We start from the raw sequence: 24426 nt of genomic DNA on the forward strand, positions 1-24426 counted from the left end.
GTTCTTCTGCGTCGCTCTCGCCGCCTTTTACAGCTATTCCACAGAGAATTGTGTCCGGGCGGAGGTAACTATCGGCACGCTCGAAACGCCGAGCGCGTAGCGTTTCCACCATGTCCGACACGACACCATCGCTCAAAGCCACCCTCCGAACCGACATGGTTGCATCCATGAAGGCGAAGGATCCGCTACGTACAGCCACCCTTCGGATGCTCATGGCAGCCATCCAGACCGAAGAGGTTGCCGGTAAGGAAGCACGGGTCCTCACCGACGAAGAAATCATCAAAGTCCTTGCAAAGGAATCGAAGAAGCGCGGCGAATCGGCCGAGATCTACACCGAGAACGGCCGCGGTGAACTTGCCGCGAAAGAGCGCGCCGAAGCTCAGATCATCGACGAGTACCTGCCGACGCCGTTGACCGACGCCGAACTCGTCGACGTCGTCGACACCGCCCTCGCTCAGGTGTCCGAGGAGCTCGGTGAGCGTCCGGGTATGCGTCAGATGGGCCAGGTCATCAAGGCCGCCAGCGCGCTGGCCAAGGGCAAGGCCGATGGCGCACGTATCTCTGCAGCAGTGAAGTCCCGCCTGTAGAAGCGCGCCACCGGAAACCGAAAACGGCCGCGAACTCCGAGTCACTCGGAGATCGCGGCCGTTCTTGTTTTCAGAGCCGTCAGTTTTCAGGGCCGTCAGTTCGGTGGGGTCCCCGCAGGCGGTGCGGGTTCGCCTCCCGGCGGAGTCGCATCCGGGGGAGTCGCGCCCGGTGCCGGAGCTGCTGGAGCTGCCGGGGATGCGGGTGCTGCCGGAGCCCTTACGGACCCGTCACTGATGTAGATCGTGACGGTCGAACCCGGGATCGCGGACCCGGACGGCGAAACTCCGGTGACCGTTCCCGCGCGTGCTCCGGACGCCGTGGTCACGGAATTGACCGTGAAGCCGGACGCCTGCAACCTCGACGTCGCCGCCGACTGGCTCAGGCCGACAACCTCGGGAACCTGGCCGTTCTGTGATCCCCGTGCGTACTTCTCGTCGATCGGAGGCAGCGAGGTGGGCCCGAAGTTGTTGGCGACCGGGTTCATTGCCGCGAACCAGGATCTCGCCGGTTCGGTACCGCCGTACAGGTTGCCGCTGTAGCAGGGGCGTAGCGGGCTCGAGCAGATCTCGCCGGGTGTCGGGGAGTCGCCGAAGATGTAGACGGCCGCAGCGAGGTTGTTGGTGAAGCCGAGGAACGCCGAGGACTTGTGGGTCTCGGTGGTACCCGTCTTGCCCGACATCGGCAGGCTCCATCCGGCGCTGCTCGCGGCACCGGCAGACGTACCGGCGCCGACGTCGTCACGGCTCATGGCGTTGGCGAGTGTGTCTGCCAAGCCGGGCTCGACGACCTGCTCACAGCCCTGCTCGGTGACGGCCACCGGCTTGCCGTAGCGGTCGAAGACCGAATCGATGGGACTCGGCGGGCACCACTTGCCGTGCGAGGCGAGAGTGGCCGCGACGTTGGAGAGTTCGAGCGGGTTGATCCAGGTGGGGCCGAGGGTGAACGAACCGAGGTTTTGTTCCTTCTGGAAGTCGGCCATGCTGCGCTCATCGAAGCCCGAGGTGTTGGGATCGGCGTACGAGCGCATGCCGAGACGGACAGCCATGTCGACGGTCGGCGTGACGCCGGTCGCCTCGATGAGCTTGACGAAAGCGGTGTTTGGGGACTGTGCCAGGGCGTCGGTCACGGACAGCGTCGGCGGATAGTTACCGGCGTTCTCCACGCAGTACGTCGAGACCGGGCAGCCTGCCGCACCACCGCTACCCATGCCCTTGGCTTCGAAGCGCTTGGGCACGTCGAGGGTCGCGTTGATGCCGAGGCCCTTCTCCATCGCCGCAGCGGTCGTGAAGATCTTGAAGACGGAACCCGCACCGTCACCGGCAAGGGAGTACGGCTGCGCCTGGACGGTTTCGTCGGCGTCGGCATTGAGTCCGTACGTGCGACTGCTGGCCATCGCGATGACCTTGTGTGAATCCTGGCCCGGCCTGATCACGTTCATCACGTTCGCGATGCCGTCGAGGTTGGCGCTCGCGTTCGCGTTCAGTCCGGCCTTGGTGGACGCCTGGACCTGCGGATCGAGAGTGGTCTTGATGAGGTAACCACCCTCGTTGATCTGGTCGCGGGTGATTCCGGCATCCGAGAGGTACTTCAGTGCGTAATCACAGAAGAATCCGCGATCGCCTGCAGCGATGCAGCCGCGCGGCAAGTTGTTGGGGGTTTCGAGGACGCCGAGGGGCTCTTCCTTGGCTGCACGGAACTCGTCGGCACGATCCGGAATGTTCGTGATCATGGTGTCGAGCACGGTGTTACGACGCTCGGTCACGCCCTCGACGTTCGTGTACGGGTTCAGCGCGGAGCTGGACTGAACCATGCCGGCCAGCATCGCGGACTGCGGAACGGTCAGATCTGCGGCGTCGACGCCGAAGTAGGTCTGAGCCGCGTCCTGAATGCCGAAGGATCCGTTGCCGAACGGTACGAGGTTGAGGTACCGGGTGAGGATCTCGTCTTTCGTGAGTTCCTTGTCCAGCGTCAGCGCCATCCGGATCTCGCGGATCTTTCGGGCCGGGGTGGTCTCGATGGCAGCGCGGCGCTCGGCATCCGTCTTGGCCACGACCAACAGTTGGTAGTTCTTCACATACTGCTGATCGAGTGTCGACGCGCCCTGCTGCACTTCACCGGTCGTCGTGTTGGTGAGGAAGGCGCGCAGCGTTCCCTGCCAGTCGACGCCCTTGTGGTCGGGGAACCGGCGGTCCTCGATGGAGACGATCGCCAACTTCATGTTGTTGGAGATCTTCTCGCTCGGGACTTCGAAGCGTCGTTGGTCGTACAGCCAGGCAATGGGATTGCCTGCCGCATCGACCATGGTGGACACCGCGGGGACCGTGCCTTCGACCAGTTCGGCCGAGACGTTGTCGACGGTATCGGCAGCGCGATTGGACGCGAATCCGAATCCGCCGGCCACCGGGAACATCACCCCTGCGACCAGGACACCCGCCAATGCGGAGCTTCCGGCGAGCTTCGCCACTGTTTTTGCAATCGACACGATCTACAGAGTACGTGTGCCCACCCATTGGAACCGGTTTCAGTGTTTGCGGGTGTTCAAAACCTCCTGAACACGCGCTTTGTACTGCCGTACCAAAAAATGCTCCCAACCGTCTTGCGTTAGGGGCGTTCTTTACCTAAATTGTGATCAGTGTGATCGACGTAACACTCGATCACGAATGTGTCTCAGCTTTCACGTGCTACCGCGAGACGGCTGGGATGGTGCGCTGCTCGCCTCATGGCGACGGTCAGACTTTGTAGAGGGGACCCAGAATGTACACAGCCACCCCGAGTAGCCGTTTGGACATCGAGCAGGCCGAGGCACGAATTGCCTGGGTAACTCAGGCGCGATGCCGCGAGGTCGATCCCGACCAACTTTTCGTTCGTGGCGCCGCACAGCGCAAGGCAGCCACCATCTGCCGTCACTGCCCGGTCCTCATGCAGTGCGGAGCAGATGCTCTCGACAATCGTGTCGAGTTCGGTGTGTGGGGCGGAATGACCGAACGTCAGCGCCGTGCACTGCTCAAGCAGCACCCCGACGTCGACTCCTGGTCCGAGTTCTTCGAAGACCAGCGCCAGCATCACTCAGCAGTCTGATCCAGGTCGATCGGGGGATCAGCCCTTACGAGTGAGCTGATCTCCCACCGCGCGCAGCGCCTCGAGGTCCGAGACCTCGAACGGTAGCGACGGAACACCGATCAGCGGCACCCTCGGGTGAGCTGCGGTGAATCGACTCAGCAAGGCGATTTCTCGCTTCGCGATCACTGCCCGATGGGCATGGATGCGGAGAACGGCTGCGGTGAGGGCTTCGGCCTCGGTCGCATTTTCCTTCGCTTCCAGTTTGTCGGCGGCGGTTACCGCATGATCGGCAGGCAGAGCCGTCAACGTCGGGTGAGTGCGGTTGAGAACCAGACCGGCCAACGGCATCGAGTCACCCGCAAGGCGATCGACGAAGAACGCCGCCTCACGGAGAGCGTCGGGTTCGGCCGCTGCGATCACCAGGAAATGAGTCCCCGGCTGACGCAGCAACTCGTAGGTCTTCGTGGCGCGTTCACGGAAACCGCCGAACATCGAGTCGAGCGACTGCACGAATGCCGATGCATCCGAAAGCATTTGGCTTCCCACGATGGTCGAGACACCCTTCAGAGCCAATCCCATCGCGCCGGCCACGAGCCTGGTCAGGCCACGGCCGGGTGCCGAGAGCAGCCGGATCATCCGTCCGTCGAGGAATGTTCCGAGCCTCTGTGGAGCGTCGAGGAAGTCGAGCGCATTGCGCGACGGCGGGGTATCGACGATCACCAGATCCCACGCGTCGTTCGACGCCAGCTGCCCCAACTTCTCCATCGCCATGTACTCCTGCGTTCCGGAGAACGACGTGGCAACGGTTTGGTAAAAGGGATTCGCCAGGATCTGTTCGGCCTTCTCAGGGCTCGAATGCTCGATGACCATCTCGTCGAAAGTCCGACGCATGTTCAGCATCATCGCGTGGAGTTCGCCCGTGGCCTCGGGACCCAGCTTCACCGGCTGCGGAGTGTTGTCGAGTTCGGCCACACCCAAGGCCTGTGCGAGGCGACGGGCCGGATCGATGGTGAGGACGACTACGCGTCGGCCCTCTTCGGCTGCCCGCAACGCCAGCGACGCAGCCGTCGTGGTCTTGCCGACGCCACCTGCGCCGCAACACACCACGATCCGGGCCGTCGGGTCCTTGATGATCGCCGAAATATCGAGGGCAGGAGCTGCGCGTCGGCCGGTCCTGGAACTGCCGACCGTCACGTTCTCGGTGGTCTCGGTCATCACACGCCCTGTTCCGTGAGGTATTCGGCCAGCTCGTAGAGCCCACCGAGATCGACGCCGTCGGCGAGTGCGGGAAGTTGCACCCGCGCGCCGTCGATCTCGCGGAGCTTCTCCGCACTGGATTCTTGAGCTTCGAGCACCGACGCGTGCTCGATCGTCTCGGTGAGCAGGCCGGCGAAGTCGTCGTCGGACAGATCGATGCCGACATCGGAGAGCGTCGACCGGATCGAAGCTGCATCGATGTTGCCGGCTGCAGCACCGGAGAGTTGGTCTTCGGGCAAGAACCTCGGGCTGGCGCGGTTGACGATGATGGCACCGAGGTTGAGGTCGTCACGCGCCAGTTCTGCGGCGGCGTCGGCGGTTTCCTGAACGGGCAGCGCTTCGAGAAGCGCAACAAGATGTACGACGGTCTCCGGCGAGTGCAGCAGCCGAACGACGCCTTCACTCTGCGAATGCACCGGGCCGCCCTTGGCGAGGTCGGCCATCGCCTTGGTGACGTCGAGGAAGCTGCCGATCCGCCCGGTCGGGGGAGCATCGACGACAACGGCGTCGTACACGCGTTTGCCGGTTCGATCGGTGCGGATGACGCACTCCTTGATCTTGCCGGTGAGCAGAACGTCGCGAAGGCCTGGAGCGATTGTGGTGGCGAATTCGATGGCGCCGAACTTACGCATCGCCCGGCCGGCGAAGCCGAGGTTGTAGAACATTTCGAGGTATTCGAGGAACGCGGTCTCGATGTCGACGGCCAGAGCCATCACTTCACCGCCACCTTCGGCGGCCGCGACCTTGGTCTCCTGCGGTGGAAGCGGTGGTACGTCGAAGAGCTGCGCGATTCCCTGGCGGCCCTCGACCTCCACGAGGAGAACGCGCTTGCCGCCTTCGGCCAACGCGAGCGCCAACGCGGCGGCAACCGTGGACTTACCGGTTCCGCCTTTACCTGACACAAAGTGCAGGCGGGCCTTCGTCGCAGACTCGGGCCAGGTCCTGCTCAGCTCATCTTGGGATGCAACCACACCGCGAGCCTATAAGTCTGGGGCCGAAGATGTACGCGGGATAGGCTCACCGCATGAGCGAAATAACTTCCTGGGAATACACCGTGACTCCGTTGCTGGTCCACAATCCGAAGGCAATTCTCGACAACTGGGGTGTCGACGGCTGGGAACTCGTCGCCGTCCTGCCGAGCGCGTCGGGCGAGCAGCACGTCGCGTACATGAAGCGTCCGAAGGGCTGAATCACATGGCAGAGGCAACACAGACCTGGTCGGAGCGTCTCGCCGAACTGGGCATTGCACTTCCCGCCGTCGCGGCACCCGTCGCTGCTTACGTTCCCGCGGTTCGCAGCGGCAACCACGTGTACACGTCGGGTCAGCTCCCGTTCGTCGACGGAAAACTGGCGCTGACCGGCAAGCTCGGCGCGGGCGTGTCGGATGAGGACGCCAAGGCCGCGGCTCGCACCTGCGCGCTCAACGCTCTCGCTGCCATCGACGCCCTGGTCGGCATCGACAACGTCGTCCGTGTCGTCAAGGTTGTCGGCTTCGTGGCATCCGCCGAAGGATTCACCGGTCAGCCCGGCGTGATCAACGGCGCATCCGAGTTCCTCGGTGAGGTGCTCGGCGACGCCGGTATCCACGCCCGTTCGGCAGTCGGCGTGGCAGAACTTCCCCTCGGCTCTCCGGTCGAGGTGGAACTGATCGTCGAAGTTCGCTGATGTCGACTGTCCATCCCGCCTACGCGCAGCTTCGCCGCGTCACCGACATCGCTTCGGTCTTGCTCGAGAACAACCCGGGCATGATGACGCTGGACGGTACGAACACTTGGATTCTGCATGCTCCGGGCAGCGTCGAGTGTGTTGTCGTCGATCCAGGCGACAACGACGAGGAACACCTGCAACGTGTCGCTGGTATCGGTCCGGTAGCGCTGACCTTGATCACGCACCGGCACTACGACCACACCGGCGGGGTGGACCGTTTCCACGAATTGACTTCGGCTCCAGTGCGTTCCGTCGACCCAACTTTTCTTCGCGGGGGCGCTTCGGCGCTTGTCGACGGTGAAGTGATCGAGGTAGCGGGCCTGAAGTTGCGGATCCTCGCGACGCCGGGCCATACCGCGGATTCGGTGTCGATAGTCATCGAGAACGATGCGAGCGTGCTGACGGGCGACACCATTCTCGGCCGCGGCACGGCAGTTCTCGACGACTCCGACGGCGATCTGGGGGACTACCTCACCTCGCTGCGATCGCTGGCCGCACTCGGCGAAGGACTGACGGTTCTTCCCGGGCACGGTCCGGACCTACCCGATCTGCAGGCGATTTCGCAGCAGTACCTCGCCCACCGCGAGGAGCGTCTGGATCAGGTGCGGGCCGCTCTGTCGACGTTGGGGGAGTCGGCCTCGGTGCGCGACGTAGTCGAACACGTCTACTCCGACGTGGACCCGAAGCTGTGGCCGGTCGCGGAGAAATCCGTCAACGTGCAGTTGGCGTATCTGCGACGCTGAGGCGCTCGGCGCCGACATGCAGAGCTGAGTTGTGTGGCCGAACTGCCGCCATCTATGCCGATCGAGGTATAGCTGGCGGCAGTTTTTGCATTTGTTTGATATGGGTCACGGGCCAATAGTTAGTCCATGACCTCACAATGCGACGGATGGATCCGCAATTACGTGGACGGCTCCTATGTCGAACCCGACGAGTCGTCGAGCTTCGATCAGGTCGACCCAGCAACGGGCCGTGTTCTCGCCCGGGTCCACGAGGCCGACAAGGCCCTGGTCGATCGGGCCGTGACCTCTGCCAGACGTGCTCTGGACAACGGTTGGGCCGATACGCCGGTTCGAGAGCGGACGGCTCTGCTGCGACGCGCCGCCGACCGGATCGAGGAGCGATTCGAAGAGTTCGTCGCCGCAGAGATGGCGGACACCGGCAAGCCGATCACGCAGGCACGCGAACTCGACGTCGCGCGCGCCCTGACGAACTTCCGCACCTTCGCCGACATCGTCGCCGCGGCGGGACAGGAATCGTTTGTCACGGATCTCGCGGGCGGCAAGCAGGCGCTGAACTACGCGATCCGCAAGCCGCTCGGCGTCGTCGCCGTGATCGTTCCGTGGAACCTGCCGCTGCTTCTCCTGACCTGGAAGGTTGCGCCCGCGCTCGCGTGCGGAAACTCCGTGGTGGTCAAACCTTCCGAGGAGACCCCGGCGACTGCGTCGTTGCTGGCCGAGGTGCTCGAAGAGGTCGGCCTGCCTGCCGGCGTCTACAACGTCGTCCATGGATTCGGTGCGAACTCGGCCGGCGAGTTCCTCACCACGCACCCCGGTATCGACGGCGTCACCTTCACCGGATCTTCGGCAACGGGTTCGCATGTCATGAAAACCGTTGCCCCGCGGGTCCGTCCGGTCTCGTTCGAGCTCGGCGGCAAGAACGCCGCGATCGTGTTCGACGACGTCGACATCGACGAGGCTCTGACGGGTCTGACCAAGTCGGTGTTCACCAACACCGGCCAGGTCTGCCTGTGCACCGAGCGGGTGTACGTGCACCGCAGCATTTTCGACGACATCGCCGGTGGACTCGTCGAGCGGGCAGCAGGACTGCGTCTGGGCGACCCGACGCTCGATGCAACGACGACCGGACCGCTCATTTCGCAGGCACACCGGAAGAAGGTACTCGACTACTTCGAGATCGCCGAGCAGGAAGGCGCGAAAGTGCTGACCGGCGGCGGTATTCCGGACCTCGGACAGGAACTGTCGGGCGGATCCTGGATCGAACCCACCCTGTGGACAGGCTTGACCAACAAGGATCGCGCCGTGCGCGAGGAGATCTTCGGACCCGTCGCAGCACTCATTCCGTTCGAGACCGAAGCCGAAGCGATCGCCCTCGCAAACGACACCGAGTACGGCCTTGCTGCCTCCGTGTGGACCAACGACCTGCGCCGCGGGCACCGCGTCGCGCAGAAGATGAACGTCGGAATCTCCTGGGTCAACACGTGGTTCACCCGCGAACTGCGATCTCCCTTCGGCGGCATGGGCCTGTCCGGCATCGGACGTGAGGGCGGCGAGTCCTCGCTGCACTTCTACACCGAACCGACGAATGTATGTGTGCAACTGTGAACATCGAAACCGCAAAAGATTTCCAGAAATGAGCGAGGCGTGATGACAGCCCCCGAAGACACCGTATCCGCGCTCGCGCGTCGCCTCGACGACGCTGCGCAGACGCGCACCGACACGCCGAGCCTCGCCGACGAACACACCATCGACATCGACCAGGCCTACCGGATCCAGAACGAACTCCTCGAACGGCGCACCAGCCGTGGTGAATCGATTGTGGGCATCAAGCTCGGCTTCACGAGCAAAGCGAAGATGGCGCAGATGGGTGTCTCCGAAGTGATCGTCGGTCAGTTGACCGACGCGATGTGCGTGAGCAACGGCGGCGAAGTCGACCTGAGGACGTTCATTCATCCCAAGATCGAACCCGAAGTGGCATACCGCTTGTCGAAGGACGTCGATCTCGACGATCCGAACGTCGACATCGAAACCTGCGTCGACGCACTGGCTCCCGCAATGGAGATCATCGACTCGCGGTACCGCGACTTCCGCTTCACCTACACCGACGTCGTCGCTGACAACACCAGCGCTGCCGGGTACGTGATCGGGAGGTGGCTGCCGCTACAGAACGTCGAAGACCGTTCCGTACGTATGGAAGTCGGCGGCGAGACGGTAGTCGGTTCCACGTCGGCCATTCTCGGCGATCCGGTGCGAGCTCTGCATGCACTGCTCGACATCGCTCGTCGACGCCGAATCCCGTTGCGCGCCGGGCAGGTAATTCTGGCCGGTGCCGCCACAGCAGCTGTGCGACTCGACGAGGGCGTCGCACAGTGCACGATCGACGGACTCGGAACCGTCACGGTGAAAGGTGTGAAGCGATGAGTGGGGCGCAGGTCATCGAGAAGCTGGCGAAGCCGCGCGGAAAGTTCCCCCACGTCAAGGTGGTCGGCGATTTCGTCTATGTCTCCGGGACCAGTTCGCGTCGACCCGACAACACGTTTGTCGGCGTCGAGGTCGACGAGATGGGGACCACGGCGCTCGACATTCGGGCGCAGACGCGTGCCGTCATCGAGAACATCACGGCGATTCTCGCCGAAGTGGGCGGAGAACTGAGTGATCTGGTTCAGGTCACCTCCTACCTGGTGTCGATGAACGACTTCGGCGGATACAACGAGGTGTACGCCGAACTGTTCGACGAAAACGGTCCGACGAGAACGACTGTGGCTGTTCACCAGCTGCCCCACCCTCACCTGCTCATCGAAATTTCCGGCGTGGCGTACGTGCCCGCCTCCCGACGCTCGGCGTCCGAAGATACGGAGAATGCATCATGACCACGATTCCTCCCGTCATCGACTTCAAGAAGTGGATCGACGACAACCGCCACCTCCTGCAGCCGCCCGTCAACAATCAGACGATGGCGCTCGGAGACGATTTCATCGTGCAGGTCGTCGGCGGCCCCAACCAGCGGACCGACTACCACCTCGATCCGTACGAGGAGTGGTTCTACCAGCTCGAAGGCGACATCCACGTCAATGTCATGACCGAAGACGGTCCTCAGCGCGTCGACATTCGCGAGGGTGAAACTTGGTTGCTGCCAGGAGACATTCCGCATTCGCCGCAGCGTCCCACCGCGGGCTCGATCGGCCTGGTCATCGAACGCGTCCGCAAGGAAGGCACGCTCGAGAAGTTCCAGTGGTACTGCCTCGAATGCGATCACAAGATTCACGGGGTCGAACTTCAGGTGCGCGACATCGTGGCCGACCTTCCGCCGGTGTTCGTCAAGTTCTACGAGAGCGAAGAAGCCCGCACGTGTGACAAGTGCGGCACGCTCCATCCCGGCAAGGGCTGAGCTATGAGCAACCTGATCGACATCCACACCCACTACGTGCCCAACGGGTGGCCGGATCTGACCGAAGACGCGGGGCCGCAAGCGCCGTGGCTGAAGGTCGAGTCGGAAACCGAAGCAATGATCATGATGGGCACCAAGGAGTTCCGCCGCATCCAGTCCGATGCCTGGGACGCCGAGGTGCGGCTTCGGGACATGGATGCCGACGGCGTGCAGACGCAGGTCGTCTCACCTACTCCGGCGTTCTTCAACTACGGCCGGAGCGGTGAGCAGGCAAGTCGCATTGCACGGATCTTCAACGACCTCGCACTCGAGATCGTGGAGCCGGCGAAGGATCGTTTGATTCCCTTCTGCCAGGTGCCTCTGCAAGACACCGACGCGGCGTGCCGTGAGTTGGAGCGGTGCATCGCGAACGGGCACCGCGGTGTCGAGATCGGCAATCATGTCGGCGATCTGGACCTCGACAGCGAGGGCGTGGTGACGTTCCTGCAGCACTGCGCGTCGCTGGACGTGCCGGTATTCGTGCACCCGTGGGACATGGCCAACTCTCCGCGCCTCGATCGCTGGATGGCGCAGTGGCTCACTGCGATGCCGGCCGAAACGCACCTGTCGATACTCGCACTGATTCTCGGTGGGGTGTTCGACAAGATCGACGATCGTCTCAAGATCGGATTTGCGCACGGTGGTGGATCTTTCGCGTTCTGGTTGGGACGGATGGAAAACGCCTGGCACGGCCGCAACGACATCATCGGTACGTCGCAGTTCCCGCCGTCGCACTACCTGGGAAGGTTCTACGTGGATTCCGTCGTCTTCGACGAGCGTGCGCTGCGACTGTTGGTGGACACGGTGGGGGTGGACCGTGTGATGGTGGGTAGTGATTACCCGTACCCCTTGGGGGAGCGTCCGGTCGGTGAGGTGGTTCGCAAGAGTGAGTTCTTGGACGATACTGCGCGCCAACTGATTTCGCGGGGGAATGCCGAACGCTTCCTGGGTCTCGTCTGAGGCCCCGGCTATACCTTTTCCGGTATGGCGGACGGTGAATTCGGCATTTGTGAGTCATGTCTCGAGCGAGCACAATTCCAAACACAACGATCGACGACGCTCGTGATACCGACAATCCCGAAGACGGGGTCGGTGACTACAGACTTCATCGTCCGCCTGCCCCATCCAATCGATAGGTTCCGCGATGTCAGACAAGATATCCAACAGCACTACGAGCGACGGAAAGCCGTTGCCGGAGAAAGCGGCCCGTAGCCGAGTTGCCATGGCAACCCTGGCCGGCACAACTCTCGAATGGTACGACTTCTTCCTCTACGGCACAGCCGCCGCGTTGATCTTCAACAAACAATTCTTCCCGAGCCTGAGCCCCACGGCCGGCACGCTGGCTGCCTTCAGCACCTTCGCCGTCGGGTTCATTGCACGGCCGGTGGGTGGACTCGTGTTCGGGCACTTCGGTGACCGGATCGGGCGCAAGGCCACGCTCGTGGTCTCATTGGTGATGATGGGCATCGGGTCCACACTCATCGGCCTCATCCCGAACTACGACTCCATCGGTTTCTGGGCGCCCGTCCTCCTGGTGGCGATGCGCGTCGTTCAGGGCATCGGTCTGGGCGGTGAAGGCGCCGGCGCGACACTTATGTCGATGGAGCACGCGCCGGCGGGGCAGAAGAATCTCTATGCAGGTTTCCCTCAGATGGGCACACCCGCCGGACTGGTTCTCGCCAACGGCATCTTCCTGACGACCAACGCCGTGATGTCGGACTCGGCATTCGCTTCGTGGGGTTGGCGAATCCCGTTCCTGCTCAGCTTCGTTCTGGTGGCGATCGGTCTGGTGATTCGCCTGCGCGTCACCGAGTCGCCGTCATTCGCCGGGATCATGGAGAAGGGCGAAATAGTCCGCTTCCCGCTGCGTGAGTCGCTCAAGGTCGGCTTCCCCCGTTTGTCTCTCACGCTTGCCGCGTGCTTGGCGAACTCCGCCGTGGCGTACGCCTTCATGGTGTTCACCCTGTCGTACGGAACTCAACATCTGGGCTACGACAAGCAATTCCTGGTGCTCAGCGTGACCGCGGCAGCAGTCCTGTGGTTCCTTTCCATCCCGTTCTGGACAAAGATCGCCGACAAGTACGGGCGTCGGCACATGTTCATCGGCGGATCTGCCGCAATCCTGTTGTGGTGCATCGTGTTCTTCCCGCTCCTCAACACCGAGAACAAAATGGTCGCCGTCATCGCGTTCCTGGGCATGGGCCTGATCGTTCCGGTCACACATTGTGTCCAGGGCAGCATCATCGCCGATACCTTCCCGGCCAAGGTCCGCTATTCCGGCTCGTCTCTGATCCTCCAGAGCGGTGCAATTCTCGGCGGTGGACTGGCACCGATGATCGCCACGGCTCTGCTCGACGCCACCGGATCTTCGGTCGGTGTGACCTGGTATCTCGCCGGGGTGTGCACGATCAGCCTGGTCGGCGCCATCGCACTGTTCAAGATTGTCCCCGATTCGTCGCGGGGCTTGGAGCACGAGGAGATTCGCGTCTCCGAAAACGCCTGAGTCCTGGTTGATCCGACATCGGCCCGTTCCCTCTGGAGGGAACGGGCCGATCGGCGTTTCACGGTCGCATGAGCTCAGTTGCAAAGGACTCCAGCGTCGCGATCAGGGCCTGCGCGGACGGACTCGACGTGCGAGTCGCCGACGAGGTGATGCCGACGCTGTGCCCGATCGGATCGAGTGTGATGGACAGGGTGGTCAAGCGCGCATCGTCGCGGGGGATGAGGCTCGGTAGTACCGCGATCATGTCGGTCTCGACCAGTAGCTGACGCACGGTGAGGAAAGAGGTTGCCTCGACCCGATTTTCGGGCAACGGCAAGCCGTTGCGGGCGAAGAACTCCTCGAGTTCGCGGCGGAGCACTGTCTCGACCCCGGGAAGGATCCAGGGGAAGCCGCGTAGTTCTTCGAGTTGGACGTCCTCGCGGTGAGCGAGCGGGTGATCTACGCGGGTGACGAGTTCGACGGATTCGGCGTAGAGGTTCCGTCTTGTCGCGGTGTCATCGGTAGGTGAGGTGAGCCGGCCGACGATCAGGTCGATTCGGCCCGCTTCCAGATCGGTGAGCAACTGCTCTGGCGTACCTTCGCGCACGACGACGGTGAGCAACGGGTGGTGAACCTTCAGGCGCGCGATAGCGCCGGGAAGCAGCACGTTGGATCCGGCGAGATGTGTTCCCACGATGACGGTTCCGCGATTGGCGTCGGCAAGTTCGACGACGTGTCGCCCGGCCTCGGTCAGCTGCGCGATCACGGCCCGTGCATGAGTTGTGAAGGCCTCGCCGAAAATGGTCGGGGTGATGCCGCGAGGGCCGCGGTCGAAGAGCGAGACGCCGAGAATGGACTCGATGTCGTGCAGACTCCGAGTCGCGACAGGTTGCGTGATGTGAAGTGCGGCAGCGGCGCCGACCACACTGCCCTGACGGCTCAATGCGTCGACGAGCAGGAGATGGCGGAGTTTGAGTCGCCCGTCGAGGAGCTTGGGCATGTCCATGGAGCAATCCTAGACGGGATTTCTCCGGGTGGGTAGGCGCCCGAAGTTGCTCAGGAGAAGGTGATTCCGATCGATTGGGACGAGGTGTACTTCTCCCAGGTTTCGCTGCTGTCCGGACTTCCCGTGTGCGCAAACGACGTCCAGTGCCGGCGTATCCGACGGCCCAGTGCGTCGATGCTCTGCCAGTCGCTGCTGCCCAGCATCGGTGAGCCCTGCCAGGACTGCTCGGTTCCCAACACGAAGGGTAGTTCTATGCAGTGAGTTGCTCCGAAGACGTCGTCCGTCGGTGCCCAGTCGAAGCGGTACGTGTACACCGACGCGCCGGCCGCTGTGAAGGTCTCGGCCAGCTCCATTGCCGGTTCGGCAAACATGTTCTGTGTCAGTGCCTTTTCGGCGACGTGTTCGGGATCGGGTACTCCCGCTAGGTCGCGCACGAAAGCAGATCCCTCGTCTCGGGTGTATCCCACGATGACGTCAGGCGCTGTTTCGAAAGTTCGGATCACCGGTTCCAGTTCGGAGATCGGCGCGAAGGGCGGTTGCACGACATTGGGGGACCGCCGGCTGAACTCGACAGCCGTGCCGCGGAATGCGTCGAGAATGTGGGAGAGCGGCGCGGTCCGAGGATCTCCGTCGAGCAGTCGGGCAAACGTCTCCCCGTTCTCGATCGCGGCAGCCTGCGTGAAGTTGAGGTCCGGCCGTGGGGTGCTCTGCAGAATTGCTCGATGGAACAGGGTTCGAGAGTTGTTACTGCTCAACAGATTCACAATGGAATGGGCGCCGGCCGACTGCCCGAATACGGTGACCGAGTCTGGGTCGCCGCCGAATGCCTCGATGTTCTCGCGCACCCACTCGAGCGCCGCGATCTGATCGTGTACCCCGAGATTGCCTTCGCTGACGCCGTCGAGGAGGAGGTATCCGAGCACGCCGACGCGATAGTTGACCGACACCACGACGACGTCGCCCTCGGCTGACAAAGCGCCGCCGTCGTACCAGGGGAGTGAGCCGCCGCCACTGGAGTACCCGCCACCGTGAAGCCACACCATCACCGGGCGATGACCGGTCAGCGACGGGGTTGTGACGGTGACGGTGAAGCTGTCCTCGCTGTGCCCCGGTTCGGGGAGCGGTGGCCCCATGATGCGTTCGAGTCGTGAAGGTGGTTGGGGGAAGACCGTTCCAAGCGCTGTGGCGTCGAAGACGTCGGAGAACGGTTCCACCGGTCGCGGCTTCTCGAAGCGCGGTGCGCTGGCGTAGGGGATCGCACCGAAGTAGTAGGAACCGTCACGCTTTCGGCCGCGGACCTTCCCCGAAGGGGTGGATGCGATCACCGTCTCGAACGAGGGCATGGGTTCCTTTCTTCTTGTGCATGCTTTTTCGAGCATGCCAGGTGGATGCCGCGGCACAAATGCCTTTGTGGTCGTGCGGTATGCGTTACGGCGTGAGTGCCTGTACCAGTCGATCTTCGAGTCGCGTCGTCACTCGGCTGTATACGGAACCGTCGTCCAGTGCCCGGGACATCACGATCGCCCCTTGGATCCCGGCCACGGCTTCTTCGGCGAGTCCGATGGAATCTTCGGCACCGACGAGTGCCGCCTCGAGAGCCGCTGTCCATTCGTCGAAGTATGTTCGGACCCTGGCGCCGAAGCGGTTTCGCTCTTCACCGAGTGCAAATGCGCCGAACAGGCAAATGCGTTGCCCTGACCGAAAGTAGTCGCCCGCGGTAGCGAACATGCTCTGGATGCGCTGCCTCGGTGGAACCGATTCTGCTCGAAGAGGTTCGAAGACTTCGGCGCGAAACCATCCGTCGACCTCGTCGAGTACGGCCTCGGCCATCTCTTCCTTCCCGCGCGGAAAGAAGTTGTAGAGACTGCCTTTGCCTAAACCGGTGTGTTCGGTGATGACGGCCAGGCTTGCTCCGTCGAACCCGTAGGTTCGAAACACGTTTGCGAGAGCGGGAATCGTGTCCGAGCGTTCAGCTACCTGTCTGGCCATGGATTCATCCTTTCATCACAGACCCAACTCGCTCAGGCCCGGATGATCGTGCGGGCGTGGTCCGGTCGGATCCCAGAAGAACTTTCGCTCGGACTCCTCGATGGGAACGTCGTTGATGCTGGCATGACGGTGGTGCATGAGTCCGTCGGCGTCGAATTCCCAGTTCTCGTTGCCGTAGGAGCGGAACCACTGCCCGTCGTGATCGTGCCACTCGTACGCGAATCGCACTGCGATGCGGTCGTCGCTGTGTGCCCACAACTCTTTGATCAACCGGTAGTCCAGTTCGCGGGTCCACTTCTCGGTCAGAAGTTCGACGATCTCGGATCGGCCGGTCACGAACGTCGACCGATTACGCCACCAACTGTCCGGCGTGTAGGCCAGTGACACCTTGTGCGGGTCGCGGGAGTTCCATCCGTCCTCGGCGAGGCGGACCTTCTGGACGGCAGTTTCGTGAGTGAAGGGCGGAATCGGTGCTCGGACGGTCATTGCGGGGCCTCTCGATCAGATATGTACCTATCGGTACAGACTTTACCGATAGGTACAACAAGAGTCCAGTGAACGACTTCGGCCGCCCCCACAGAAGCGGGAGCGGCCGAAAGAGTCGAACAGGAAGAGCTAGCGCGCGCGACGAGCGAGGCGCTCGGAATCCGAGATCAGGACGCTCTTGCCTTCGAGGCGAAGCCATCCGCGGTGTGCGAAATCGGCGAGCGCCTTGTTGACGGTCTCGCGGGAAGCGCCGACGAGCTGGGCGATCTCTTCCTGCGTGAGGTCGTGAGTGACGCGCAGGGCGCCACCTTCCTGAGTGCCGAAGCGCTGCGCGAGCTGCAGGAGCGCCTTGGCGACACGGCCGGGAACGTCCGTGAAGATCAGGTCGGCCAGGGTGTTGTTGGTACGACGCAGACGGCGGGCGAGAACGCGCAGAAGCTGCTCGGCGATCTCGGGGCGCTGCTGGATCCATGCCTTGAGAGCGTCGCGGTCCATGCTCACGGCGCGAACCTCGGTGACGGTCGTAGCCGTCGAGGTGCGGGGGCCGGGGTCGAAGATGGACAGTTCGCCGAACATGTCGGACGGGCCCATGATCGTCAGCAGATTCTCGCGACCGTCGGGTGAGCGTCGACCGATCTTCACCTTGCCGGACACGATGATGTACAGGCGGTCACCGGGTTCACCTTCGTTGAAGATGACATGTCCACGGGGGAAGTCGACGGGCTGCAGCTGCTTTGTCAGCGCCGCTACCGCTGAGGGCTCGACTCCTTGGAAGATGCCGGCTCTTGCCAGGACGTCGTCCACGTGCGCTCCTTGTTGGGATTTGTTCGTTTGTGGTGTCATTTTTGCGCTATCTATCTTTGTACCCTCGCTGTGCACAAACCGTCGTACACAGGCTCAGCCCTCATGAGTGAGACACTGTGTCCAATGCAATCTGTGTTCAATGCAACAGGTACGGCATCGAAGTCTACGTCCCGTTAGCTCGCGACGAGTGATTGATGCCACGTAAGAGCCGAAAATTCTTCCGGAATCCGCTGCGGTGACTACTTTGTATGGCCGTCAACTTGCCCGTTGTGTCCGGATTTCGCCCAGGCTGGCGCTCTCGGGAGCCTCCGACTGACGGCCCTTACGCTTCCGGTGGAAGCGGGCGAACGCATGGGGAAACCCATCGCTTGCCAGGCGGGCGACGTCGTCGTGACTTGCCTGGTCGAGGAAGTCTTCTACTTCATGCTCTTGGACCGAGAGCCGACGCAATCGCCCTTCGACTCGTTCCATCGCCAGGGCAAAGAGCATAAGCAGTAGCGGAAAGAGAATTACTGCGAGTCCTTGCATAGGGGGAAGTAAACACGTCGAAGGTCTCAGAATCGACACGACGGAGTCTCCACTCATGTCGTATCCGTACAGTTGTCTGAGTGCAGACCACCCCGACAGGCAGTTCAGAGCAGCGGAAGAAACCGCGTTCGGGGGGTGCGCGGAAGGAAGAATCACACCTCGGATTGGTACGCCGGGCGCGTCGGATGAATCGTGAGCTCGCTGTGGCTTTCCCACACGTGTACTGCGAACTCGACTTCACGACTCCGTTGGAACTGGCAGTGGCGACAATCCTGTCGGCGCAATGCACCGACGTCCGCGTCAACATGGTCACGCCGGCACTCTTCGCCCGTTATCCCGACGCAAAGGCATACGCGGAAGCCGATCGGACCGAACTCGAGGAGTACATCCGCTCCACCGGCTTCTACCGGAACAAGACGACGTCGCTGATCGGACTCGGTCAGGCGCTACTCGAACGCCACGACGGGCAGGTCCCGAACAAGCTCGAAGATCTGGTGAAACTCCCAGGCATCGGACGCAAGACCGCGAACGTCGTGCTGGGCAATGCCTTCGACATTCCGGGAATCACCGTCGACACCCACTTCGGTCGGCTCGTGCGTCGGTGGAAGTGGACCGAGGAAGAAGATGCCGTCAAGGTGGAACACGCCGTCGGGGCACTGATCGAACGTAAGGAATGGACTCTGCTCTCGCATCGCGTGATCTTTCACGGCCGACGGGTCTGCCACGCGCGCAAGCCCGCATGCGGTGTGTGTGTTCTGGCCAAGGACTGCCCGTCGTACGGTCTCGGCCCGACCGACAAAACCGAGGCCGCGGCCCTGGTGAAAGGCCCCGAGACCGATCATCTGCTCGCCCTGGCAGGGTTGTGATCACCGATGACAAGTGCCGGAAGATGGTCTCTCGCTGCGCTCGTGGTCGTCGCGGCTCTCGTCGTGGCGATCTGGCCGCGCGGAGGAGACGACACGACGCCCACCTCGACGGGCCCGTCCTCGTCCGCGTATCAGCCGCCGACGTTCACTCCGTCGTCGGAATCGCTCGATCAACTCCGTAGCCAGGCGGCTCTGGCCTCCTGCCCGACTCCGACCGGCGAAGCGCCTGCCGGCTCGGCTCTCGCCGGAATCACCCTCGACTGCGTCTCCGACGGAGCGCCCGTCGACCTTGCCGCAGCGGTGGGCGGAAAGCCGACTCTGCTCAATCTGTGGGCGTACTGGTGCGCGCCATGCGCCGAAGAGCTTCCGTACCTTCAGGAATTCGCGGAGCGCGCCGACGGCAGCATCAACGTGCTGACCGTGCATTCGGATCCGAATCAGGAGAACGCTTTGACGCGACTCATCGACTACTCGGTGCGTTTGCCCGGCGTCCAGGACGGTGACGGCAAGGTACGGATCGCAGTGGGCGCACCGCCGGTGCTGCCGGTGTCGGTGCTCGTGCGCGCGGATGGAACAGTCGCCAAGGTCTTGCCCCAACCCTTCCGCAGTGCGGACGAGATCGCCGCCGCTGCGGCGCAATATCTGGGAGTCGTCGTATGAGCACACCGGTTCCCGAGTGGTTGCGCGCTGTCGCCAGCACCCAGCCCACCGATCCCCATCGGATCAACCCCGTCCTCGAGCGTCGCGCGCCGCGCGGCACCGTGACGCGTCCGGCCGCGGTGCTCGTGCTCTTCGGCGGACCGCGTGAGGCCGACCCTCTCGCCGTCGGCGGCTTGCCGGAGGGCGCAGACGTCCTGCTGACCCAACGGGCGTCGACGATGCGTCAGCACAGCGGACAGGTCGCATTCCCCGGCGGTGCCGCCGATCCGGGCGACGACGGCCCCATCGGCACCGCGCTGCGTGAAGCGCAGGAGGAGACCGGGCTCGATCCGAGCGGAGTTCAGCCGCTCACCGTGCTGCCGGAGATCTTCATCCCGCCGTCGGGTTTCGACGTGACGCCGGTGCTCGGCTACTGGGAGCAGCCGACGACGGTGGGCATTCAGGACGAGGGCGAGGTCGGACGGGTGGCCAGGGTGCCGCTGCGCACGTTGCTCGACCCAGACAACCGGTTTCAGGTTCGACATCCCCTCGGATACCAGGGCCCGGCGTTCCGCGCCGACGGCATGCTGGTCTGGGGGTTCACAGCAGGAATCCTCGCGGCGCTGTTCACGGTGTCGGGCTGGGAGATTCCGTGGAATTACGAGGACGTGAGAGACCTGGACACAGCGCTGTCCGAGTTCGGTGAAGGTGTCGAGGATTCGGCGGTGCCGCGATGACAGGTTCTCGTTGGGTGGACATCGCCATCGTTCTGGTCGCCCTCATCGCGGCCACGTCCGGATGGCGTCAGGGCGCGGTGGCGTCGGCGCTGGCGTTCGTCGGCGTGATCCTCGGTGCCGTCGCCGGGATTCTGTTGGCGCCGCACCTGCTCGTGCACGTCACCGAAGGCAAGCTGCGCATCCTCGCGGGCATCTCGCTGATCGTCGTGTTGGTCATCATCGGCGAGGTCGCCGGCATGGTGCTCGGACGCGCGGCGCGCAGCGGAATGCACAGTCCGACGGCGCGATCCGTCGACAGCGTCATCGGTGCGGGTCTACAGGCGGTGGCTGTCGTGGTCGCGGCGTGGTTGCTCGCGATTCCGCTCACTTCCTCGTCGCAGCCGAATATTGCCGCCGCTGTTCGTGGTTCGGACGTTCTCGCCAGCGTGGACGAAGTGGCGCCGCAGTGGCTGCGCCGCATCCCGACCGAGTTCTCGGCGCTGCTCGACACCTCCGGCCTGCCTGACGTCATCGGCCCGTTCGGGCGCACGCCCATCACCGAGGTCGAAGCACCCGACGCGAGCGTTCTCGCCAGTCCGTTGGCGGCGCAGTTGCGTCCGAGTGTTCTCCGCATCAACGGCGTAGCACCGAGTTGCCAGCGCGCGCTCGAGGGATCCGGATTCATCGTCGCCCCCGAACGCGTCATGACCAACGCCCACGTGGTTGCCGGAACCGAGAGCATCACCGTGGACACCATGGAAGGCGCACTGCCCGCGCAGGTGGTTCTCTTCGACTCCGCCGTGGACATCGCGATTCTGGCGGTTCCCGGATTGGACGCGCCGGTGCTGCCGTTCGCTCCGGAGCAGGCTCGGACCGGTGACAACGCGTTGGTGCTCGGCTACCCCGGCGGTGGTCCGTACACGGCCAGCGCAGCCCGCGTTCGTGAGGTCCTCAACCTGAACGGGCCGGACATCTACAAGGCCGGAACCACCCAGCGTGAGGTCTACACCGTCCGCGGATCCATCCGGCAGGGCAACTCGGGTGGACCGATGGTCGATGATCAGGGGCGGGTCCTCGGCGTCGTGTTCGGTGCTGCCGTCGACGACAGTGACACCGGATTCGTCCTCACCGCGCAGGAAGTCTCGCGCCAGTTGAACGCGGCTGCCTCGGCATCGACGCCCGTACCGACGGGCGCGTGCATCCTGTAGCGGTCACTTCTCCGTAAGGAGGAAGTCCCCGAGTTCGCGATTGACGCGCTCGGGGGCTTCCTGATGCGCGTAATGACCGACTCCGGCAATGGTGCGCAGTTTCTCGCCGGGAGCCCAGTGCTTGTCGCGACGCACGGTACGGGTGAGCACGTACGGGTCGAGTTCGCCGTGAATCTGGACAATCGGAATGCGAAGAACCTGATCCATCAAACGCATGAAACGTCGGCCCTCGGGGCGGAGCTGGCTGCGGAAGGCCCAACGCTGGTACTCCAACGTGGAATGCGCGACGCCCGGGATCCGGATCGCGGACCGCATCTTGCTCATGACGTCTGCGAATTCGGGTTGCTGCGGCCAGGTGGGGCCGGACCGCGAGCGAACCAGACGCTCCACTTCGGCGCCGTTGTCGGCCGTCAACCGACGTTCCGGGCGTAGCGGTACCTGATAGGCCAGGAACGAGGGCAAAAGCGCGCGGCGCTGATAGGGGTCGCGGACGACTGCTTTCTTGAGCGCCATCGGGTGTGGAGACGAGATCAGCGCGATCGACCGCACCAGGCGTGGATGCAGGAGCGCGGTCGCCCAGCACACCAACCCGCCGTCGGCATGACCGATCAGCGTGGCCTTGCCGTAACCCATCGCACGAATGAGGCCGGCTACGTCACCGGCGAGCGTCCAACCGTCGTAGCCGCGAGGGGGCTTGTCGGAATCGCCGTACCCACGAAGATCCATGGCGACGACGCGGAATCCCTGCTCCGACAGTGCCGTCAACTGATGGCGCCAGGACCACCAGAAATCGGCGAATCCGTGCAACAGGACCACCAACGGAGCATCCGGCTCCGCGTCGCCTACCTCGACGACGTGAAACCGGATGCCGTTGGCGTGAATGTCCCGGTGAATCCAGGGGCCGTCGAACCTGACGGTGGATGGATCTGGGGCTGCCACTTTCGATCAGACTCGCTACCGGCGCGCGTTGAAATCGACAGACGGCTTTGCGTCGTCATGGCTGCCGGGGATGACGTTCTTGGCCTGCTTGAGCGATTCGATCGTCTTCTCCGGAGCCCTCAGCTTGCGCACGCGCAGATAACCGAGCAGCGCCAGAATCGCGGTGGTCACCACCATGATCAGGAAGACGATGAGGAACGCCAGCCAGCGCGGCACCCAGGTGTCGAGCATCTCGGCCAGGAAGAAAAAGAAGAAGAACGAGCTGAACAGCAGAACCGTGAAGGCCAGGATGAAGAAGACGCTGCCCTGCAGACCCTTCTTGACCTCGCCCGTCACCTCGGCCTTGGCAAGTTCGACCTCGGCGCGCACGAGGGTGGAGACCTGTGCGGTCGCGTCCTTGACGAGGGCCCCGATGGTGGCCTCGCCCGGCGTGCGGGCGTCCACATCGGTGAGAGGGATGGAAGAGACCGTGTTCGGTACTCCATCTCCGGTGAAGCGCTGGCTCTCTCCGTTGGTCAAGCTCACTTGTCGACCTCTCCAGGTAGTTCTCTCGCGTCCGTGGCAATGGCGGTGGAAGCGTCGTCTCGAGCCGCATGAACTCGTCCACGTCGCCACAGCAGCGCTGATCCGATCAGCGATGCCACCAACGATGTCACGAGAACTGCGGCCTTCGCTATCTCGGCCTCGCTACCATCGCCGACCCCGTCCAATGCGAGGTCTGCTACAAGCAGGCTAACGGTGAACCCGATGCCACCGAGAACTGAGAGGGCAAACATGTCTCTCAATTCCAGTGTCTTGGGTTTGGTTGCTATCCCCAATTTGATCGCGAGCAGGGAAATTCCGAAGATTCCGACGGTTTTGCCGACCAGAAGACCGACGACAACCGATTGCCCGACTGGGTCGGTGAAAATGTCGCCGAGCACCGCCGCGTTGATCGGAACACCGGAGGCGAACAGTGCGAAGACGGGGACACAGAAGCCTGCAGAGTAGGGCTGAATACGGTGCTCGAGACGGCTACCGGGCGCGTACTCCTCGTCCGGATCGCGCCTCACCCGGGTGAGTAAGCCGAGCGCGACGCCCGCGAGTGTGGCGTGTATCCCCGCTTCGTGCATCGCGTACCAGGTCAGTAGTGCCAGCGGGACGTAGAGGAACGGCGTCGTGATGCGTTTGTGTTGGGCGTAGGCGTAGGCAGCCAGGGCTGCGGCCGCGGTCAGCAGCCACAACATCGCGAGGGAACCGGTGAACAGTACGGCGATGAGGATGATCGCGAGCAGATCGTCGACGACGGCCAGGCTGAGCAGGAAAACTCGGGCGCTCGCCGGGATCTTCGAGCCGGTCAGCGCGAGCACACCGAGGGCAAAAGCGATGTCCGTCGCGACGGGAATGGCCCAGCCCTTGTCCATGCCGGGCGTGCCGAAACCGATGGACGCCGCGATGATCGCGGGGACCAGGACGCCGCCGCACGCCGCGATGATCGGGAGCATCGCGGCTTTGCGGTCCGCGAGTTCGCCGACCACCAGTTCACGTTTGAGTTCGAGGCCGGCGACGAAGAAGAAGACGGCAAGCAGTCCGTCCTGCGCCCACGTGCCCAAGCTGAGGTCGAGATGGAGTGCGGACGGACCGATCTGGAAGTCACGTAGTGCGATGTAGCTCTCACCGAAAGGAGAGTTCACCCAGATCAGAGCGAGGGCGGCAGCGATCAGGAGGATCGATCCGCCCACCGTTTCGGTGCGGAGGTAGCGGGACAGTTCGGAACGCAGGGTGGAGATCACGCGTGGGGACGACCTTTGTTCGTGCAACCGAATTCGGATGCAACAGACATGAACGTGATCGACGTTGTGACGCATCGAATGCACGTGCCGACCAGACTTCCCGGCTCACCTTTACGGAATTTTATCGCGGATTGCCCGCTGAGCCGAATTCGCGAACCGAATTTGCGTCGGAAAACCCCGCGGGTGTTCAATTCCTACTGATTGGGACACTA

Annotated in this window: 27 protein-coding genes; 15 read left to right on the forward strand and 12 right to left on the reverse strand. The window is 63.3% G+C overall.

The genetic code is table 11. From position 1 onward, the window contains the following. Positions 1-110 precede the first annotated feature (110 nt). Positions 111-587 carry a GatB/YqeY domain-containing protein gene (locus ASU23_RS16045; RefSeq protein ID WP_003943491.1) on the forward strand — a complete coding sequence of 159 codons (477 nt, stop codon included), beginning with the start codon at positions 111-113 and terminating at the stop codon, positions 585-587. A 95-nt stretch (positions 588-682) separates the two neighbouring features. Here the strand turns inward: ASU23_RS16045 and ASU23_RS16050 are convergent, their stop codons facing one another. Further along, on the reverse strand, positions 683-3052 hold the full coding sequence (locus tag ASU23_RS16050; RefSeq protein WP_003943525.1) for a transglycosylase domain-containing protein: 2370 nt from the start codon (positions 3050-3052) through the stop codon (positions 683-685). Positions 3053-3342: 290 nt separating this feature from the next. Between ASU23_RS16050 and ASU23_RS16055 the strand changes: the two genes are divergently transcribed. Beyond that, positions 3343-3666, forward strand: coding sequence for a WhiB family transcriptional regulator (locus ASU23_RS16055; protein ID WP_007732375.1), 324 nt, complete (start codon positions 3343-3345; stop codon positions 3664-3666). 18 nt (positions 3667-3684) lie between these two features. Here ASU23_RS16055 and ASU23_RS16060 read toward each other — a convergent pair whose 3' ends face one another. Then, positions 3685-4863, reverse strand: a complete 1179-nt coding sequence (locus ASU23_RS16060; protein WP_007732380.1) for an ArsA family ATPase — start codon at positions 4861-4863, stop codon at positions 3685-3687. Then, complete coding sequence (locus ASU23_RS16065; RefSeq protein ID WP_037130910.1) at positions 4863-5876, reverse strand: ArsA-related P-loop ATPase; 1014 nt, start codon at positions 5874-5876, stop codon at positions 4863-4865. The genes ASU23_RS16060 and ASU23_RS16065 overlap by 1 nt, the downstream gene beginning before the upstream one ends. A 53-nt stretch (positions 5877-5929) precedes the next feature. Here ASU23_RS16065 and ASU23_RS34265 point away from each other — a divergent pair, with 53 nt between their 5' ends. The 9 genes from ASU23_RS34265 (at position 5930) to ASU23_RS16105 (ending at position 13282) form a co-directional block, all read left to right on the forward strand. Continuing rightward, entirely contained in the window at positions 5930-6094 is a 165-nt protein-coding gene (locus ASU23_RS34265) for a hypothetical protein (RefSeq protein WP_003943454.1), read from the forward strand. A gap of 5 nt (positions 6095-6099) precedes the next feature. Beyond that, on the forward strand, positions 6100-6570 hold the full coding sequence (locus ASU23_RS16070) for a RidA family protein (RefSeq protein ID WP_003943508.1): 471 nt from the start codon (positions 6100-6102) through the stop codon (positions 6568-6570). Next, complete coding sequence (locus ASU23_RS16075; RefSeq protein ID WP_007732381.1) at positions 6570-7355, forward strand: MBL fold metallo-hydrolase; 786 nt, start codon at positions 6570-6572, stop codon at positions 7353-7355. The genes ASU23_RS16070 and ASU23_RS16075 overlap by 1 nt, the downstream gene beginning before the upstream one ends. Before the next feature lie 126 nt (positions 7356-7481). Continuing rightward, on the forward strand, positions 7482-8957 hold the full coding sequence (locus ASU23_RS16080; RefSeq protein WP_042446666.1) for a 2-hydroxymuconic semialdehyde dehydrogenase: 1476 nt from the start codon (positions 7482-7484) through the stop codon (positions 8955-8957). Positions 8958-8999: 42 nt separating this feature from the next. Further along, a complete protein-coding gene (locus ASU23_RS16085) occupies positions 9000-9773 on the forward strand; it encodes a 2-keto-4-pentenoate hydratase (RefSeq protein WP_003943526.1) in 774 nt (257 codons plus the stop codon). Continuing rightward, positions 9770-10222 carry a RidA family protein gene (locus tag ASU23_RS16090; RefSeq protein WP_007732394.1) on the forward strand — a complete coding sequence of 151 codons (453 nt, stop codon included), beginning with the start codon at positions 9770-9772 and terminating at the stop codon, positions 10220-10222. The genes ASU23_RS16085 and ASU23_RS16090 overlap by 4 nt, the downstream gene beginning before the upstream one ends. After that, a complete protein-coding gene (locus ASU23_RS16095) occupies positions 10219-10740 on the forward strand; it encodes a 3-hydroxyanthranilate 3,4-dioxygenase (RefSeq protein ID WP_058038251.1) in 522 nt (173 codons plus the stop codon). Before ASU23_RS16090 ends, ASU23_RS16095 begins: the two co-directional genes overlap by 4 nt. A 3-nt stretch (positions 10741-10743) precedes the next feature. Continuing rightward, positions 10744-11739 (forward strand): amidohydrolase family protein, encoded by a 996-nt coding sequence (locus ASU23_RS16100; protein ID WP_042922846.1) that lies wholly within the window; start codon positions 10744-10746, stop codon positions 11737-11739. 184 nt (positions 11740-11923) lie between these two features. Next, positions 11924-13282 carry an MFS transporter gene (locus ASU23_RS16105; RefSeq protein WP_042446679.1) on the forward strand — a complete coding sequence of 453 codons (1359 nt, stop codon included), beginning with the start codon at positions 11924-11926 and terminating at the stop codon, positions 13280-13282. Positions 13283-13340: 58 nt separating this feature from the next. Here the strand turns inward: ASU23_RS16105 and ASU23_RS16110 are convergent, their stop codons facing one another. The 6 genes from ASU23_RS16110 to ASU23_RS16135 all read right to left on the reverse strand — a co-directional run bounded on the left by ASU23_RS16110 (position 13341) and on the right by ASU23_RS16135 (position 18074). Next, positions 13341-14267, reverse strand: coding sequence for a LysR substrate-binding domain-containing protein (locus ASU23_RS16110; protein WP_003943516.1), 927 nt, complete (start codon positions 14265-14267; stop codon positions 13341-13343). Between the two features lie 50 nt (positions 14268-14317). Beyond that, the gene (locus ASU23_RS16115) at positions 14318-15610 is read right to left on the reverse strand and encodes a carboxylesterase family protein (protein ID WP_058038252.1); all 1293 of its coding nucleotides are present in this window, start codon (positions 15608-15610) and stop codon (positions 14318-14320) included. 85 nt (positions 15611-15695) lie between these two features. Continuing rightward, on the reverse strand, positions 15696-16256 hold the full coding sequence (locus tag ASU23_RS16120; protein WP_042446684.1) for a TetR/AcrR family transcriptional regulator: 561 nt from the start codon (positions 16254-16256) through the stop codon (positions 15696-15698). A 15-nt stretch (positions 16257-16271) separates the two neighbouring features. Continuing rightward, positions 16272-16742: a nuclear transport factor 2 family protein gene (locus ASU23_RS16125; protein WP_007732407.1), complete on the reverse strand. Its 471-nt coding sequence runs from the start codon at positions 16740-16742 to the stop codon at positions 16272-16274. A gap of 129 nt (positions 16743-16871) precedes the next feature. Further along, on the reverse strand, positions 16872-17546 hold the full coding sequence (locus ASU23_RS16130; protein WP_003943506.1) for a Crp/Fnr family transcriptional regulator: 675 nt from the start codon (positions 17544-17546) through the stop codon (positions 16872-16874). Positions 17547-17801: 255 nt separating this feature from the next. After that, the gene (locus ASU23_RS16135) at positions 17802-18074 is read right to left on the reverse strand and encodes a hypothetical protein (protein ID WP_019746620.1); all 273 of its coding nucleotides are present in this window, start codon (positions 18072-18074) and stop codon (positions 17802-17804) included. A gap of 80 nt (positions 18075-18154) precedes the next feature. Here ASU23_RS16135 and nth point away from each other — a divergent pair, with 80 nt between their 5' ends. From nth to ASU23_RS16155, 4 genes are read left to right on the forward strand one after another with little or no spacing between them, the layout of a single operon-like run. Beyond that, entirely contained in the window at positions 18155-18940 is a 786-nt protein-coding gene (nth, locus tag ASU23_RS16140; RefSeq protein ID WP_003943471.1) for an endonuclease III, read from the forward strand. Between the two features lie 6 nt (positions 18941-18946). Further along, positions 18947-19600, forward strand: coding sequence for a TlpA disulfide reductase family protein (locus ASU23_RS16145; protein WP_003943500.1), 654 nt, complete (start codon positions 18947-18949; stop codon positions 19598-19600). Further along, positions 19597-20316 (forward strand): CoA pyrophosphatase, encoded by a 720-nt coding sequence (locus tag ASU23_RS16150; protein WP_058038253.1) that lies wholly within the window; start codon positions 19597-19599, stop codon positions 20314-20316. The genes ASU23_RS16145 and ASU23_RS16150 overlap by 4 nt, the downstream gene beginning before the upstream one ends. After that, positions 20313-21503 (forward strand): MarP family serine protease, encoded by a 1191-nt coding sequence (locus ASU23_RS16155; protein WP_003946095.1) that lies wholly within the window; start codon positions 20313-20315, stop codon positions 21501-21503. The genes ASU23_RS16150 and ASU23_RS16155 overlap by 4 nt, the downstream gene beginning before the upstream one ends. Positions 21504-21506: 3 nt before the next feature. On the opposite strand, the gene ASU23_RS16160 is transcribed toward ASU23_RS16155, so the two are convergent. From ASU23_RS16160 to nhaA, 3 genes are read right to left on the reverse strand one after another with little or no spacing between them, the layout of a single operon-like run. Beyond that, a complete protein-coding gene (locus ASU23_RS16160) occupies positions 21507-22442 on the reverse strand; it encodes an alpha/beta fold hydrolase (RefSeq protein WP_007732412.1) in 936 nt (311 codons plus the stop codon). Between the two features lie 15 nt (positions 22443-22457). Beyond that, positions 22458-22967 carry a phage holin family protein gene (locus ASU23_RS16165; protein WP_007732413.1) on the reverse strand — a complete coding sequence of 170 codons (510 nt, stop codon included), beginning with the start codon at positions 22965-22967 and terminating at the stop codon, positions 22458-22460. Then, the gene (nhaA, locus tag ASU23_RS16170; RefSeq protein ID WP_039973295.1) at positions 22964-24214 is read right to left on the reverse strand and encodes a Na+/H+ antiporter NhaA; all 1251 of its coding nucleotides are present in this window, start codon (positions 24212-24214) and stop codon (positions 22964-22966) included. Before nhaA ends, ASU23_RS16165 begins: the two co-directional genes overlap by 4 nt. Positions 24215-24426 lie beyond the last annotated feature (212 nt).

Source organism: Rhodococcus sp. KB6, assembly GCF_001445685.1.
Classification (GTDB): domain Bacteria; phylum Actinomycetota; class Actinomycetes; order Mycobacteriales; family Mycobacteriaceae; genus Rhodococcus_F; species Rhodococcus_F qingshengii.

Coding starts and splice junctions, on each gene's coding strand:
- ASU23_RS16045 (WP_003943491.1), top strand. CDS start 111: ATGTCCGACACGACACCATCGCTCAAAGCCACCCTCCGAACCGACATG.
- ASU23_RS16055 (WP_007732375.1), top strand. CDS start 3,343: ATGTACACAGCCACCCCGAGTAGCCGTTTGGACATCGAGCAGGCCGAG.
- ASU23_RS16060 (WP_007732380.1), bottom strand. CDS start 4,863: ATGACCGAGACCACCGAGAACGTGACGGTCGGCAGTTCCAGGACCGGC.
- ASU23_RS34265 (WP_003943454.1), top strand. CDS start 5,930: ATGAGCGAAATAACTTCCTGGGAATACACCGTGACTCCGTTGCTGGTC.
- ASU23_RS16070 (WP_003943508.1), top strand. CDS start 6,100: ATGGCAGAGGCAACACAGACCTGGTCGGAGCGTCTCGCCGAACTGGGC.
- ASU23_RS16075 (WP_007732381.1), top strand. CDS start 6,570: ATGTCGACTGTCCATCCCGCCTACGCGCAGCTTCGCCGCGTCACCGAC.
- ASU23_RS16080 (WP_042446666.1), top strand. CDS start 7,482: ATGACCTCACAATGCGACGGATGGATCCGCAATTACGTGGACGGCTCC.
- ASU23_RS16085 (WP_003943526.1), top strand. CDS start 9,000: ATGACAGCCCCCGAAGACACCGTATCCGCGCTCGCGCGTCGCCTCGAC.
- ASU23_RS16090 (WP_007732394.1), top strand. CDS start 9,770: ATGAGTGGGGCGCAGGTCATCGAGAAGCTGGCGAAGCCGCGCGGAAAG.
- ASU23_RS16095 (WP_058038251.1), top strand. CDS start 10,219: ATGACCACGATTCCTCCCGTCATCGACTTCAAGAAGTGGATCGACGAC.
- ASU23_RS16100 (WP_042922846.1), top strand. CDS start 10,744: ATGAGCAACCTGATCGACATCCACACCCACTACGTGCCCAACGGGTGG.
- ASU23_RS16105 (WP_042446679.1), top strand. CDS start 11,924: ATGTCAGACAAGATATCCAACAGCACTACGAGCGACGGAAAGCCGTTG.
- ASU23_RS16110 (WP_003943516.1), bottom strand. CDS start 14,267: ATGGACATGCCCAAGCTCCTCGACGGGCGACTCAAACTCCGCCATCTC.
- ASU23_RS16115 (WP_058038252.1), bottom strand. CDS start 15,610: ATGCCCTCGTTCGAGACGGTGATCGCATCCACCCCTTCGGGGAAGGTC.
- ASU23_RS16120 (WP_042446684.1), bottom strand. CDS start 16,256: ATGGCCAGACAGGTAGCTGAACGCTCGGACACGATTCCCGCTCTCGCA.
- ASU23_RS16125 (WP_007732407.1), bottom strand. CDS start 16,742: ATGACCGTCCGAGCACCGATTCCGCCCTTCACTCACGAAACTGCCGTC.
- ASU23_RS16135 (WP_019746620.1), bottom strand. CDS start 18,074: ATGCAAGGACTCGCAGTAATTCTCTTTCCGCTACTGCTTATGCTCTTT.
- ASU23_RS16145 (WP_003943500.1), top strand. CDS start 18,947: ATGACAAGTGCCGGAAGATGGTCTCTCGCTGCGCTCGTGGTCGTCGCG.
- ASU23_RS16150 (WP_058038253.1), top strand. CDS start 19,597: ATGAGCACACCGGTTCCCGAGTGGTTGCGCGCTGTCGCCAGCACCCAG.
- ASU23_RS16155 (WP_003946095.1), top strand. CDS start 20,313: ATGACAGGTTCTCGTTGGGTGGACATCGCCATCGTTCTGGTCGCCCTC.